We start from the raw sequence: 15,685 nt of genomic DNA, 5'->3' as shown, positions 1-15,685 counted from the left end.
TGTTTGGTTTTATTTGATTGATATTTTTTCTGATGGCAATGGCTTATTTCCCCATTGTGAATTAGGAGTATTCCCCATAAATAGGACAAGCGACCCACCACGCTGTAATTCATGATGAGATAAATTAGCCCGGTTCATAGCCCGGCCGTTTAGCACTGCTTTTTGAATGTAAAAATTAGAGGCGGACAGTCCGGGGGCAGTAATCGTAAATGTTTTACCATTGGCCAGGGAAAGGCTTACTTTAGAAAATGAAGGGGTACCGATGATGTAATCTGGGGTACCGGGACAAACCGGATAAAAGCCCATCATTCCAAAAACCAGCCAGGCCGACATCTGACCTGCATCCTCATTTCCACTCAAACCTCCAGGTGCCATACTGTATTCCTCTTTAATGATATTTTTAACCTGGCGCTGGGTTTTCCAGGGCATTCCGGCATAGGCATACAAGTAAGCACTCTGATGTCCGGGTTCATTGCCATGCCAGTAATGTCTTTTATCAAACAAGAGATCGAGCTGTTTGACAAACTGCTTTTTACCCCCCATCAGCGCCATTAAGCCCGGAACATCATGAGGCACGTACCAGCTGTACTGGAAAGCCGATCCCTCAGTAATAAAGCTGGAACGAATGGCAAAAGGGTCAAAAGGAACGACCCATTTGCCATCAGCATAACGCCCTCTTACATACCCTGTGCTGGTGTCAAAAACATTTTTATAATTCCCGGCGCGCTTCATTAACAACTGATAATCCTCTTTTTTACCCAATAGCTTTGCCACTTGGGCCAGTACATAATCATCATAAGCATATTCCAATGTTCTCGACACTTGTTCTTTGGTATGAAAAGCATCAGGAACTCCATCTTCCAGTGGAATATAACCGTATTTGAGGTATGAGCCTAAAGCACGACGTCCCCTTCCATCTTTATAACTCAGTGCATCGTTATTTACCTGGAAAGCATTTTTGCGCATCACCTGATATAACTTTTCCGCATCCTTTCTGGCTATTCCTTTGACCAGGGCATCACCGATCATCGCAATCGCATGGTCACCTATCATTGCCGAAGTATAGTTGTTCCAGCATGGAAAGATAGGGAGCCAGCCCCCTTGTTCCGCTTTTTTTAGTAAGGACGTTACCATGTCCTCCGTTTTGGAGGGCTCGAGTAACAGTTGAAGCGGGTGCAAGGACCGATAGGTGTCCCATAATGAATAATCATCATAATATTTAAAGCCTTTTGCCTGCTCTACCTTTCCGCTAGCCGCAAAAGCATTGTAGCTCCCGTCTACATCACTAACCTCCCTCGGCAGCAATTTGGTATGATATAGGGCGGTATAAAAATTTACCTTTTCATTTTCAGTACCCTCTACCTGTACTTTTGCCAGTTCAACATTCCATTGTGCTGCAACTTTTTGTTCCAGCGCTTTAAAATCCCAATCCTGTATTTCGGCAGCCAGATTTTTTCTGGCTTGCGCTATGCTGGTGAAAGAACAGCCTACTTTTACCTTGATCAGCTTCCCTTTGCTTAAAGGCAACTTCACAAATGCCCCAACGGCACTGCCGGTACTTTTTTCGTTTACAGATTGATGCTTTATTTGGGTACCATTCCAGGTACCATAGGATTCAAAACTACGATCAAAGACGATCACAAAATATCCATTGAAACCAGCAGGTTTACCTTGTCCCTGGTAAATCCGATGAACAGGGTTATAACCCGTTATTTCGTTTTTTGACACGTCAATCTGCACAAAGCCTTTACCTTGGTCACTATTAGGTTCGATACAAATCCAGGCGTCTTTTTCTTCATTAAAACTAAAATTGAACATAGCTGAATGGCTAAGTCCGGTCATTGCAGTCTGGATGTTGTAATCCGCTAACTTTACACGATAACTATAAGGCTTGGCCTGTTCTGTAGAATGCGTATAGCTCGAAGCTCTTTTGTCGGGATCTATTTCCAGCTTCCCTGCCATAGGCATAATCGTAAAACTACCATAATCCTGGGTACAGGAACCGCTAAGCCAATGACTACCCCTAAAACCTTGTATTTTTTGATCTTCATAATAGTAAGGCGCCACACACTTCCGTTCTGTAGCACGGGTTTGAGGTGTCCAGCTCGTCATTCCATTAGGAACACCCACCGCCGGAAAAGTCTGTCCTCTCAATTCAGATCCATCCTGACTATGCCGCAGCGCGCTTTCTGTGGTACTAATGGCCGTACCTATTAATGGATTTACATAGTCTGACCATGCGGTTTCCTTTTTTTGTGCCATACTGCGCTGACCAAGGGACAAGAGCAGTAAAAGGCTGAATATGTTTCTTGTCATTATCTTGAAGATTTAGCGTTTATACCTGGTCCCATCACAAATTCCAGCTCAGCTCCATCTTTGATTTCCTGGTGATTAATCCATGACCTGTCGATTAGTTTTCCATTCAAGCGCACAGCCTGCACATATCTATTGACAGGGGAAAGGGCTGGAGCTTTGATTTTAAAAGTTTTATTCCCCAGCTTCACATTCAGTGCTTTAAACAATGGAACACCCAGACTGTACTTCCCGTCAGCAGGATTAACCGGGTAAAAACCCATGGCACTAAAAACATACCATGCAGACATTTGCCCGCAATCTTCATTACCGCTTAATCCGTCAGGCTGATTGGTATAAAACCGGTTACAGATCTCCTGTACTTTTTCCTGCGTTTTCCATGGCTGCCCTACCTCATTATAAAGGTAAGCGACATGATGACTGGGCTCATTACCATGGGCATACTCCCCAATCAGACCGGTAATGTCTATAGGTTTATCATGATTTGAATTGCTCTTCTGAACAAAGAGTTCGTCTAGCTTTTGCGTAAACTTATCCTTCCCTCCCATTAAGTGGATCAAGCCTTGAACATCATGCGGAACAAACCAGGAGTACTGCCAACTGTTCCCTTCAATAAAATCTGAATAGCCGTATGAGGCAAAAGATGGATCAAATCCTGGATTAAAAGTTCCGTCAGCTTTCTTTCCCCTCATAAATCCTGTTTTTGGATCAAAAACATTAGCGTAAGCCTTCGCACGCTTACTGAAGTAGGCATAATCGCTGGTTTTCCCTAAGGCTTTTGCCAGCTGTGCAATACACCAATCATCATAAGCGTATTCCAGCGTTTTCGAAACTGATTTATTTTCCAGATCTGTTGGTACGTAATTAAACTTTTTCAAATATTGTATCCCAAACTGGTCTTGCATAGCACTGGCCTTGATCGCTTTATAAGCCAGGTTTACATCGTAACTACGAAAGCCCTTAAAATACGCATCGGTAATCACCGGAATGGCGTGATAACCAATCATACAATTGGTTTCACTACCTACTAAAGGCCATACAGGAAGCAGTCCACTCTCCTGATACTGGCTCAGCATCGATTTAATAAAATGATTGACTTTTTCCGGTCGTGTGATGGTAAAAAGCGGATGAGCCGCCCTGAAGGTATCCCAAAGGGAAAAAACGGTGTACTGATCAAAGTCTTTAGCCGTATGAATTTTATCATCAAAGCCCCTGTACTTTCCATCTGCATCACTATACAAATAAGGTGCAATCATGGTATGGTACAAGGCGGTATAAAAAACTGTTTTATTGCTTTCACCCTGGTCCTTCACCTCAATTACCTTTAAAGCATCATCCCATTCCTTTTCTGCTTCGCGTTTTACGCGATCAAAATCCCAATCATGGATTTCAGCATCAAGGTTAGCCAATGCCGCCTGCTCGCTGACATAAGAAATGCCCACTTTAATCAAAATGGCTTCTTGCGCTTTAGTATTAAAATTCAATACCACCTTAAGGTCTTTGCCAGTAACGGCGTCATTACCTGCCATACGAAGCCCATTTTTTGCAATTACAGAACTATTAAAAGGCTTGGAGAAACGTGCTGCGAAGAAGATATGCTCATTTGCAAAATCCTTTTCTTTTCCTTCGGCCCAGCCTTTGGACTTTCTGAAACCGGTAATCAGTGAATTATTTTTGAGTTGAATTCCCGTAAGTAATACAGAATCATTTTTAAATCCATGAAATAAATCGAATAATACATGAGACTGATCAGATTTAGGGAAAGTATATCGATGGAAACCGACCCGTTTTGAAGTAGTCAGTTCTGCAAGAATCTTATAATCTTCTAAAAAAACAGCATAATAGCCAGGACTTGCCTTCTCCGTTTTTTTATCAAAACCGGAACGGTATCCGCCCTTTGTTTTTTGTTTATCACCGGGAAATAACTGGATTGGCCCTGTTCCGGGCATCACCATAATATCGAGTAAATCACCCCTTCCGGTACCGCTTAGGTGTGTATGGCTAAAGCCCATAATGGAGCGATCGGATGCGTGGTATCCCGAAACCCAGTCCCAACCCTCATTAAAGGTATCCGGACTTAACTGTACCATACCAAATGGACGGGTAGCGCCGGGAAAGGTATGTCCATGGCCACCCGTACCTATAAATGGATTTACATACTTTGTAAATTCCTGTGCTTTCAAAAATTGTACATGGAAAGCGAACACGGACAAACATAAAAAAGCAGCTTTTATGCCATACCTAAACTTAAAAAATTCTTGTTTATACATTAAGATTTATAATTTGGTTTTCGATTAACAGCATCAAACTAATTTTAACGAAATAGTTTGATGCTGTTTTTCATTTTGAATTTTTAAATTTACGTGGCAGGGGTATTGTTTATGGCGGACAAAATGAGGCATAGACATGCACAATAAAAACCACCTCTGTACGAGCTAATTAACTATCAATAAATTGGATAACAGATCTTACATTTTAAGGTGCATTGCACTGATCGAGCAAAAAGTAGACTGGGGAAAAACCCATGACTGGGTAGATTATGACTTCAAAAACCTTAGTGACCAGATCTTCGAAAGTACAAAAGTATCCATCAGCGTAAGAACATTAAAGAGAATTGTACGACAAGTTCCGGATGCTGAAGGTTATTATGAGCCGCAAATGGCAACAAAAAATGCACTCGCTATTTATCTTGGCTTCCGCAGCTGGGCTGATTTCAAACAAAGTAATGTTATAGAACCAGATCAAAAATCAGAAACAATTGCGCCTGCTCCTGCAGTAAATTTCAAAAAGAAAGTAAATTATCGGAACTGGATCTTGCCTATAATCATCATCCTTTTGTGTGTCGCTGTCTACCTGGTGTGGAAAACACAGCGAACATCGGCAGAGCTGACCATAAAAAAAGTAGCTGGTAACAATTTTGCTTTCAGATACGATTTAAAAGCAATAAAATACAATAATGCGACCGTTGACCTTGATTATGGACTTTTCCGTCCCCTCTTGACGCCCAAAGGAGAATTCACCTATGTATTTAAGCTACCAGATAATTATCGTTTAAAACTGCTGGCAGACGGCGTAGTTTTAGCGGCTCAGAATATCCAGGTGGTATCAAACGGATGGAAATGTGTGGTACAACAAGGCCTAAAAGAGGTTTTGGTTGGTGATACTAGCCTTTTCAATAGTAATCAGGTGCTTTCTCTTCGTCCGGATAAAATACGAAGTATTGGTTTGGATCCGTCGGAAGACTACTGGACGGACTATAGAAACATTAAAGATTTCAATATAGATGGGGACAATCTGATTATCGAAGTGGATATAAAGAACGATCTTAAAAGTGGTGGCATTGACTGTTTTGATAGCAGCATAGAATATCTAGCCGAATCTAAAACCGGACGAGTTAAATTTGTTAAACCAGGCTGTGCACAGTTTGCCTCCTTCGATTTTGGCGAAGTTCATTACAACGGAAATTTTCATGATCTTAAACCTTTTGGTATAAATCTATCCCAGTGGCAAAAAGTACGTATTGAAGTGATTAAAAAACAGGTTAACGTCTTTATCAATGGGATATCTATCTACAAAAACAGCTACCATGAACCTATAGGTAATGTTAAAGGGATTAAAATTAAATTCAAAGGCGTTGGGGCCATCGACAATTTCAGGATCATGAATTTGAAAAAAGAAGTGATCTACGGCGCATCATTTGACGATAATTAGCCGATTAAATAAAAAGGCTTGCTCAAAAATTGAGCAAGCCTTCCTTTTCCTTAATTGGGAAATTATTTTTTAGCTACTAATTTTACTCCGATTTCAAAGTTATCATCAATTGCTTTGTCGCCAATGCTATCGAAGAATGATTTTGAACCATATCTGATATCATATTTAGTTCTATCTACAGTGATTTTACCAGCTAGCGCAGAAACAGTACCATCAGCATTAGGTGTTACAGTTGCAGGGAAGCTTAAAGGCTTAGTGATACCTTTGATTGTTAAATTGCCTGTAACAGTTAGATTAGCTCCTGAACCAGTAACTTTAGTGATTACGAAAGTTGAAGTTGGGAATTTAGCTGAACCAAAGAAATCATCAGCTTTCAAGTGACCTTCTAACTTATCGCTACCATCAGCATCTTTAATTGAAGTCATATCAATCACAAATGTACCACCTGTTACATTTTTACCGTTCACGTTTAACGAGCCTGATTTTAAAGTAATGGTTCCGTTATGAGATCCTGTTACTTTTTTACCTAACCAGGTAATCGTTGATTTTGCTGCATCTACAGTATAAGCAACTGGTTTAGTAGGGTTTGTAAAAGCTGATAGTCCAACTACAGCTACTAACAATAAAATAGTGTTGATTTTTAATTTCATTTTCTTGGTTATTAATTTGACACAAAGATATGATCAAAGTATAACCCAGGCCATTGATCTATGTTAAGAATTTAAAAAAAATAAATAAAAACACTTATTGTACTGCTATGATGCTTATCGCCGCTCCTCCCCCTTCTGCAAGTTTTAGTTTTAATACAGAAGCTGATGTAACTGGATATTGCTCAATTTTATAAGCCTCAGGATTGTTTTTCCAACTCGCATCATTGGCATCCCTGTATACCTTGGCCATATATTTTGTCCCTTTTTTCAGAAAATTGAGCGCAATGGTGCTTACCCTCGCCTGCTCATCTGTAATTGCACCGATAAACCAGTTTTCAGTTCCTTTTGCCTTACGGGCAATCGTCAGGTAATCTCCGGGTTCTGCTTCAATAATTTTTGTATCGTCCCAATCTACGGCAACGTCCTTTATAAACTGAAAGGCATCCATTTTCGCTTCATAATTTTCGGGCAGGTCTGCAGCCATTTGTAGCGGACTGTAAAGGGTAACATACAGAGCCAATTGCTTCGCTAATGTAGTGTGTACTTGTCGGTTTGGCGCATAGCTTGCATATCCTTTTAACTTAAATATACCTGGTGTATAATCCATCGGGCCACCCATTAATCGTGTAAAGGGCAATATAGTTTCATGGTCAGGATGATTACCATCGCTAAATGCATTATACTCATTTCCCCTTGCAGCTTCCGAAGCCATCCAATTGGGATAAGTACGATGTAAACCGGTTGGCCTGTTGGGCTCATGGACATCCACCATGATTTTATGTGCAGCAGCTTTTTGTGCCACTCTTTCATAGTGATTAACCATCCACTGTCCGTCATGATGCTCGCCGCGGGGAATGATCTTGCCTACATACCCCGTTTTCACTGCCGGATAACCATAGGTGTTCATCAACTTAAATGCCGTATCCAGCTGTCGTTCGTAATTTGTCGCAGAGCCGGAAGTCTCATTATGCATAATCATTTTGACCCCTTTTGATTTTGCATAATCGCTAATCCCCTGTAAATCAAAATCGGGATAAGGCGTCACAAAATCAAACACCTCCTCTTTCCAGTTCCCAAACCAGTCCTCCCAACCTGTATTCCAGCCTTCAACCAATACGCCATCTATTCCATTCTTAGCTGCAAAATCTATGTATCTTTTTACGTTTTGCGTATTGGCCCCATGTTTCCCGCTTGGAATTAGGTTCCCATCGGCACTCAGCTGATCCGGATCATCTGCATAACTCCAGCTGGCCTTTCCAGTTTGCATTTCCCACCATACTCCCACGTATTTCATGGGCTTAATCCAATCCGTATTTGTAATTACTGAAGGTTCATTCAAATTTAGAATCATCTTGGATTCAAGGATACTTTTTGCATTATCTGCGACTAATATGGTACGCCATGGCGTATTAAAAGGTGCATGTAAATATGCTTTATTACCCAATGCATCAGGAACGAGATGAGCAGAAAGGCTAAAATTCTGTCTGTTGACATGCAATTGCATTGCTGGATAATTGATCTGCGCCGCCTCATGTAGATTAATGTACAATCCATTGGCTGTTTTCAGCATTAATGGAGTCTGTACGGCGTACTGATCCGGCACTACCCTTACTGCAATATCAGTCGCTTTTTTCTGCACTTCCCAGGCATCAACTCTACTTAGGGCCGAAGTGGTATAGGAGTATTCATTGGTATCGTAATCCCCTGGAATCCAAAAGGCTTTATGATCACCTGTAAGGTTAAATTGGGTCAGTTCATTTCCCACAATAAAATACTTTAATCCCGGTTGTTTCGGAAACTCATACCTAAAGCCTAAGCCCTCTTCGAACACCCTAAAAACGAGATTCATCAATCTGTTTGGTGCATTTTTTTGTTTCAGCTGAACGGTTAACTGTTCGTATTTATTCTTTATGGAACGTACTTCGCCCCAAATAGGGTTCCATTGCTCATCAACCAGTTTTTTCTCTGTACCTATAATTTCAAATTGTCGGTTAAAAGAGCTGTCATTTACCAACTCCATACCCAGCGACGACGGTTCAATTATGGTTTTACCAGCGAAGTACAGCGAATAGATTGGTCTTCCATCTGCATTAAGCATAAATTTAAGCTTAACCTTATCTTGTCCTGCTTCAAATGTTTTAGTTTCCTGGGCCAGTATTTGTCCGCAAATGGCAAAACTCAAAAAGCAAATTATTAATTTCTTCATCAATGCTGTGTTTATAATTTTTTAAATTGAGGATTATATTCAATCGAGTAACCAGGCTTAAATCCTGGATACAGATTTTTGTAAAAATTTTCGAATTCACTGCTAAAGCTATAAGTGATCCTATCCGCCCGGTAGGGTTTTGTGGTGATGCCCTCTGGTGTGGTAAATTCAATTGTAGTTTTATTATTTCTGACTATACTAACATTTACAGAACCCGCTTTCATTGGAAATTTTAAAACAGAGAGGCCTTGTTTAACAGACTTTATGCTACCGTTTACCCTTAAGCTGGCGGGCGAACCGAGTAGGGTTACCACTTCAATTGCCTCTTCTGAAGCTATTGGCAATGTTTCTTTTTGAAACGGAACCACAGGAATATTAAAAGGAAATGGTTGCAGCTGTCGCGAATATTTTTTAAAAAAAACAATGGCTACATCTCTACCGGCATAAGGCGAACTTTGGCCCTTCCAAATGCTTTTGTAATAGTTCAGTAGAATAGAAAAACCTTCGTTATGGTTTATTTCTGGAGCAAGGTGATGCCCCTCAGGATAGTCATTCCAGGTTATGACATTGATTAAGGAAGCGTCCTGCTGTATACCAAACTCGAGCAACTTTCTAAAGTTATAAGAAAGGCCTGTGGTAATGTATTTCCGCTCTACCTTTCCAATTCCGGCCTTAACCGCATCTTCTACCCTATGGTACATATCCCATGTACCTTTTTTAAGCAATTTTGAAGTGTAGAAATCATTAAACACCGAAGCTGTAAAATTACGTTGTCTGCGTTTACATTCGGCAGCAACCATTTGCCCTGTATAGTTTTTACTGTCATAAGGAAGTGTCCACATCCAGGCTGCCGGAAAATAATCCAAAAAGTGATTCAATTCCGTTTTGCTGATCTCTTTATTGATCGTAAATATGCAAGCAAACCTTTCGTTAACTGCCTCTGCAAGTCGTTTATAAGCACGGGCAATGTAAAATTGGTCGGGCAAGCCCTTCTTATCTGCAGGAATATCCGCCAGAGGCTCCCCATCCCAAAGGTAAATGACCAGTCTACCATCGGGTGTACGGAGCCAATGTGGATTATCTTTACCGGTGACTTTCAGAATGTAGTTGATCCGCTTTGCGAACTGTTCGATCTTTAATGATTCTGTACTGCCACCAGGATGGGATATACAGAAGGTAAATTTGAAATTGATATGCTCCTTTTCTGCCACCCTGAAATAAGCAAGAATAATCTTGTCCCAATCGGGACTACCAAGAGTATAATAAAATTGAAAACCATCAATACCAGACCGGATTGCTGCACGCATCTCAAACTCCACAGCCTCATCCAGCGAAGCATTCGCCATTAGGCTATCGGCCATCACTTTCACCTGTGTCAACCCACCTAAAGGGGCCGAAACATTTCCTTTTGCGGAGTAATAATCAGGATTGCAACTATCCTCAAACGGATGCCCTTTAAAACGAATAATATTAGTCATACAATGGGCAATGACTAGCTTTTTATTCGTAAGCGGCAGGCTGTACTCTGGCAGATTCTTTAACGAACCTTGCCCAAACAGCAGGCTGCAGTTGACCAGCAAACAAAACAAGAATGTAAGGCACAATTTCATCATAAGAAGAGTAAATTATTATGGTGCCAGGGAACATATCCAGCACCATAATAAAGAGTGATGATTTAGTAATTAGGATTTTGCTGACCTGCTATTTTAGCATTGGCATTAAACTCTGTTAATGGTATTGGCCAGGAGTAACTTTTTGCTTCGTTAAAAGTTAACGGAGTTGATAAATTTCTTGCGGTTCCATAAAATGCTGCTTCCTGCGGACCTAAGCGCCAGCGGCAAACATCAAACCACCAGTGACCTTCATGGAATAACTCTGCCCAACGCTCGTAACGAAGTGGATTTGTACCCAATACAGGATCATTTATAGCAGGAGTAGCTGCGGTTAGAGAAGTATAATCTCTGGCCGAAGCCGAATTGATAGGCAGACTATATGCCCTGCGTCTTACCTTGTTGATGTACTCCAAACCAGTTCCTCCATCGCCAGAGCCAATACTAGCTTCGGCATAAAGAAGGTAAACATCAGCCATACGCAGAAAATACCAATTCCATTTATCATAGTTAACCATGTTAAGATGGTAATCTATAGCGGCATATTTTCTAAAACCCCAACCATAAGTGTTTGGTGCACCAGCAAGGTAATCGGGCTTGGAAACCGGAATATTCTGAAAAGCACCATTCTCCCAGTTGATGTTCAGCACATCCAGCCAAGGTTGCACCAGGTTAACATATAAACGCGGATCGGCAGTTTTATTGGTTCTTACAGCTGTTGCCGCCGTCCTATAAGTGGGATCCATAATCATTGCAGGATTAGCCGGAGTTGGCGGTTTGCTGCTATCAAATGCAGGATTATTTACCAGCGTGTAATAGCCTAAAGGATAGCCAAAACGGGTTACATTTTTGTCGTGGACACCTAGATTACCACCATAGCCCAAAGGTCTGGAACCTGTTTCTGTGCCTGTAAGACTTAAGATATAGGGCGACCAGATTACCCCATTCAGTGTAGTCGCATTGGGATTGTTCCCCCATGGCCCGTAATTTCCCTTATTGTCGCCATCTATGTTCATTTCAAACAAAGATTCTTCATTAAATTCGTTAACAGTATTGCCGTTAAAGGCATCTTTATATTTTGCATAAGGCATTAATGTCTTTCCGCTGTTGTTGATCACATCCAGCAAGGTCGTTTTAGCATTGGCCCAGTCTTCCGTAAACACATAAGCTTTACCCAATAATGCTTTTGCAGACCATTCGGTGGCTCTGCCAATTTCGGAAGCGCCCCATACTTTATTATCCAGTAAAACCGCGGCATCTTTCAGGTCCTGTTTTATAAAATCCCATACCTGTTTTGTGCTGGCCCTACCTTGTTGGGTCGACTCTACATTTTTAGGTACTTCGGTATAAATGGGTACACCCATTTTACCTTCATTAACTCCTCCTGCTTTAATGTAAGCTTCGCCAAACAAAGTTTCGAGTTGAAAGTAATAAAAGGCACGCATAAATTTTGCCTGTCCCCTTACTGCATCGATATCTGCCTTCTGACCAGCCGGAGCGTAATTTTTCTCATAAAAATCTGCTGCTTCCAGGGTGATATTACAGGCTCCAGCACCGGCGTATAATGCCGCCCATGCATTTTGCGATTTACCGTTGTTTACACTCAGGTTATTTGCAGTCATTTCATTCCAGGCTGCATCGCCATTATATTGGGCATCACCTGCGTGCACAGAGTTTTCGAGTGCTTTAGGCATCAGTTCGAAACCATACAGCCCTATGCTTTTTAAATTACCGTAGGCAGGGTTCAAAATGGTATTGAGGTCATTTAAGCTTTTAGGAAACGACCCTGTTGAAACTTTATCAGAGGGCCCAACTACAACAGGGTCCTTTTTACACCCGGACATAACTATGACGGCCAGAATGATGATATATATTTTGTTCATCTCTTTTTAGATTATAGGGTTAAAAATTGACATCAATTCCGAAGGAGTAGATTTTGGTTTGCGGATACTGGCTAACCACATCTATACCTCTTGAGGTTACACCGGCATATCCCGAAGGAGAAAATGAAGCGCCTAGTTCCGGATCAAGACCGCTGTAATTAGTGATGGTAAAAAGATTGGTTCCCATAGCAAATATTCTTGCGCTTTTCACTTTAATCTTCTTTAACATATCCCCAGAGAAGGTATAACCTATCTGTAAATTTTTCAGCTTCAGATAATTTCCACTTTCTACAAAATAGCTGTTTACGGATGAGTAATTCCCATTTGGATCCATGGTAAAATTGCCATTTGGTTGAACGACACCTAATCGTGGTTGATTAGTTACCCCATTCCCATTCAAGAACGATGCTCCCCATACTCTAGGTGAGGTATTGCCATCCGAAAAAGGACGCATTTCATAAGCCTTTACACCATTAAATAAATCAACCCCTGCTACGCCAGTAAACAAAAATGCCGCATCAAAGCCTTTAAAATTTAAACGAATATTGGCACCATATACCAGCTTAGGGTTAGGATTTCCGATCACCTGGCGATCCCTATCGTTAATATCTCCATCGCCGGTAAGGTCCTGAAATTGCAGATCCCCAGCCCTTGCAGGTATTCCCAGTACTTTTTGTTTGGCTGCCTCTACATCATTTTGAAATATGCCCAGTACTTTGTATCCATAAAAAGATCCGAAAGGGAGACCTTTTCTGGTGGTGGTAATGGTTTGATTGGGCATGATCTGAAAGGCTATATCCCCATTGTTATAAAAATTATATCCGTCTAGAAATTCTGAGGTGGTTTCGGAGGTAAGTTTGGTCACCTCATTTTTGTTCCATCCCCCAGTCACACTAATATCGAACCCTAAATCACTGATTTTGGATCTGTAACCTAGCATAATTTCTAAGCCCTTGTTACTCACATTACCAATATTGGTAAGGTAATTTCCTGCAATACCGGCACTTGGTGCTAGTGGCAGCGCATACAGCATATCACTCGTCTCTTTGTTATAATATTCAAGTGTGAAGTATAGTTTGTTGCTTAACAGTGCCGCATCCAAACCTATATTGGTTTCTTTTACGGTTTCCCAATGCAGATTTGGATTCGGTATACCGCTATAGGTTACGCCCGGTATAATGGTTCCATTAGGTGCAAAGTTGGCCCCTCCGGCACTTCCGTTGCCTAAACTATTAAATGGCTGGTAAAGGGAAAGGAATGCATAGGTACCAATATTACTGTTTCCCAGCTCCCCATAACTTGCACGTAGTTTCAGGTTATCCACTACAGGCAATGCTGCTTTAAAGAAGGGTTCCTCAGAAATGTTCCATGCGGCAGAAACCGATGGAAATACACCTCTTTGTTTATTGGGACCAAAAACGGTAAAGTTTGCATCTTCCCTGATAGAGGCTGATAAATAATACTTACTATTATAATTGTAATTTAAGCGGGCAAATAAAGATTTTACAAGCGCGTTGTTATCTCTCCTGCCGGTAACAAAGTAAGTGGTGCCTGCTGTAGGTACCAGTGAATAGTCCCTGCCAGCCTCCGCAGATATATCGGTTGAGGTGACATTAGCGTCGTTATACCTTCCGGTGATCTGTTCGAAACCAGCTATGGCGTTAATATTGTGTTTATCCAGTGTTTTGTTATAGGTAAGAATATAATTGGTTAGTAGCGACTGGCTTTCTATAGCCACCTTATTTAAGGAGTTTTTCCCCGCCCCAACGCCGCCTATAGAAAAGGTATTCTGGTAGTAGTTTTGTGTTTCATTATAAAAAGTGTAGCCAACATTGGTCCTGAAAGTAAGATCAAACGGCAACTTAATTTCTGCATAAACATTTCCCTGAAAATTATTCTTATAATTCTCTACGCTTGCATTATCAATAGCGCCTACCGGATGTGTCCCTGAGAATGCCAGTAAGGGATACCCTGTAGGTAATGTACCATAAGAACCGTCCTTATTATACACCGGAATGATGGGCAAGGTACGGAAAGGTGCATTGTGCAATTGAGCCTCTATACCTACGTTTTGCGGATTAGAAGTACTGCGGCGCGATACAGATAACTGTTCTCCGAATTTTAGCCAGTTACCTATCTTAAAGTTAGTATTGATCCTGCCGCCGCCAATGTTAGAAAAGTTTTTTCTAGCTACGCCCTCCTGCTTATTATAAAAGCCAGACACCAGGTAATCTACCACTGGAGCCGCACCACTAAATGAAAAGTTGTGATTCTGCTCGCTGCCATTGTTGAAGGTCTCATCAATCCAGTCGGTATTGGCTAAAGTATCCAAACGTGGGGCATTGGTAAACCTGCCCGGGTTAATGATATTCTGTAACTTAATGTAATTGTCTTTATCCAGCAGTTCGCCAACTTTGGGTGTAGATACACCATAGCGATAATTGTAATTAAATTTCGGGATTGGCGATGTCCCTTTTTTGGTAGTAATCAGCACTACTCCGCCTGCAGCTGCGGCGCCATATATAGAAGCTGCAGCTGCATCTTTAAGGACGTCCATGCTTTCGATGTCCTGCACGTTTATACTACTGACATTATCAACCCTCACTCCATCTACGATGTACAGTGGGTTAGGCTGATTCAGTGAAGATACCCCCCTGATGATTATGGTTGGGGAAGCATCAGGTGCACCAGAGTTTTTTACAATGTTAACACCTGCAACTCTGCCCTGCAATGCTTCTACCGCATTGGTTATGGGTTGATTTTTAAAATCATCGCCCTTTACGGATGATATGGACCCCGTAAGATCTTTCCTTCTCTGGGTGCCATAACCTACGACAACAATTTCATTTAACTGTCTGTTGTCTTCCTGTAGTTGCACACTGATTGCGGTTTTTCCGACTACAGCAACCTCCTGGGTGGCATAGCCAATCATGGAAAACACGAGCCAATCTCCGGCCGCATTGTTGACCACAATACTATAAGTACCGTCTGCTTTTGTAGCCTGACCAATAGTAGAACCTTTTAATTGGATGTTAACTCCCGGAAAAGGAGTTCCGTGTGTATCTGTTACTCTACCACTTACAGTTACCCTTTGTGCAAAGGAGAACAATGAGGCGAGTGAAAGTACACAACAAAATCCCAGCGATTTTAGTAATTGTCTTTTCATTAGATTTATATTTTGGTTAGTTTTTATCCGTGCTGCCAATGGGTCGTCACAAATACATATCAAAGTGAATCTAAAAAATGGACAGTATCAATTTTCAAAAATCGAATATAAACGATACAGACCACGAAAACACACAACAATCTAAA

8 protein-coding genes are annotated in these 15,685 nt (G+C 41.3%); 1 reads left to right on the top strand and 7 read right to left on the bottom strand.

All coding sequences use genetic code 11. The annotated features are described in order from the left end of the window. Positions 1–9: 9 nt before the first annotated feature. A complete protein-coding gene (locus FBD94_RS04635) occupies positions 10–2,316 on the bottom strand; it encodes a GH92 family glycosyl hydrolase (RefSeq protein WP_136879298.1) in 2,307 nt (768 codons plus the stop codon). Further along, positions 2,316–4,583 carry a GH92 family glycosyl hydrolase gene (locus tag FBD94_RS04630; RefSeq protein WP_136879297.1) on the bottom strand — a complete coding sequence of 756 codons (2,268 nt, stop codon included), beginning with the start codon at positions 4,581–4,583 and terminating at the stop codon, positions 2,316–2,318. The genes FBD94_RS04635 and FBD94_RS04630 overlap by 1 nt, the downstream gene beginning before the upstream one ends. Before the next feature lie 184 nt (positions 4,584–4,767). On the opposite strand from FBD94_RS04630, the gene FBD94_RS04625 reads away from it, so the two are divergent. Beyond that, positions 4,768–6,024, top strand: a complete 1,257-nt coding sequence (locus FBD94_RS04625) for a hypothetical protein (protein ID WP_136879296.1) — start codon at positions 4,768–4,770, stop codon at positions 6,022–6,024. A gap of 62 nt (positions 6,025–6,086) precedes the next feature. Here FBD94_RS04625 and FBD94_RS04620 read toward each other — a convergent pair whose 3' ends face one another. From FBD94_RS04620 to FBD94_RS04600, 5 genes are all read right to left on the bottom strand, one after another. Continuing rightward, complete coding sequence (locus FBD94_RS04620; protein WP_131606823.1) at positions 6,087–6,674, bottom strand: YceI family protein; 588 nt, start codon at positions 6,672–6,674, stop codon at positions 6,087–6,089. Between the two features lie 94 nt (positions 6,675–6,768). Next, the gene (locus tag FBD94_RS04615; protein WP_136879295.1) at positions 6,769–8,880 is read right to left on the bottom strand and encodes a glycoside hydrolase family 97 protein; all 2,112 of its coding nucleotides are present in this window, start codon (positions 8,878–8,880) and stop codon (positions 6,769–6,771) included. An 11-nt stretch (positions 8,881–8,891) separates the two neighbouring features. After that, complete coding sequence (locus FBD94_RS04610) at positions 8,892–10,358, bottom strand: endo-1,3-alpha-glucanase family glycosylhydrolase (protein ID WP_169472215.1); 1,467 nt, start codon at positions 10,356–10,358, stop codon at positions 8,892–8,894. Positions 10,359–10,555: 197 nt separating this feature from the next. Beyond that, the gene (locus tag FBD94_RS04605; protein ID WP_136879293.1) at positions 10,556–12,373 is read right to left on the bottom strand and encodes a RagB/SusD family nutrient uptake outer membrane protein; all 1,818 of its coding nucleotides are present in this window, start codon (positions 12,371–12,373) and stop codon (positions 10,556–10,558) included. Positions 12,374–12,392: 19 nt separating this feature from the next. Continuing rightward, positions 12,393–15,539 carry a SusC/RagA family TonB-linked outer membrane protein gene (locus tag FBD94_RS04600; RefSeq protein ID WP_136879292.1) on the bottom strand — a complete coding sequence of 1,049 codons (3,147 nt, stop codon included), beginning with the start codon at positions 15,537–15,539 and terminating at the stop codon, positions 12,393–12,395. Positions 15,540–15,685 lie beyond the last annotated feature (146 nt).

It is taken from the genome of Pedobacter hiemivivus (assembly GCF_005144565.1).
Lineage (GTDB): Bacteria > Bacteroidota > Bacteroidia > Sphingobacteriales > Sphingobacteriaceae > Pedobacter > Pedobacter hiemivivus.
The sequence above is the reverse complement of the archived record's forward strand: the minus strand, read 5'-3'. Positions and strand labels throughout refer to the sequence as shown.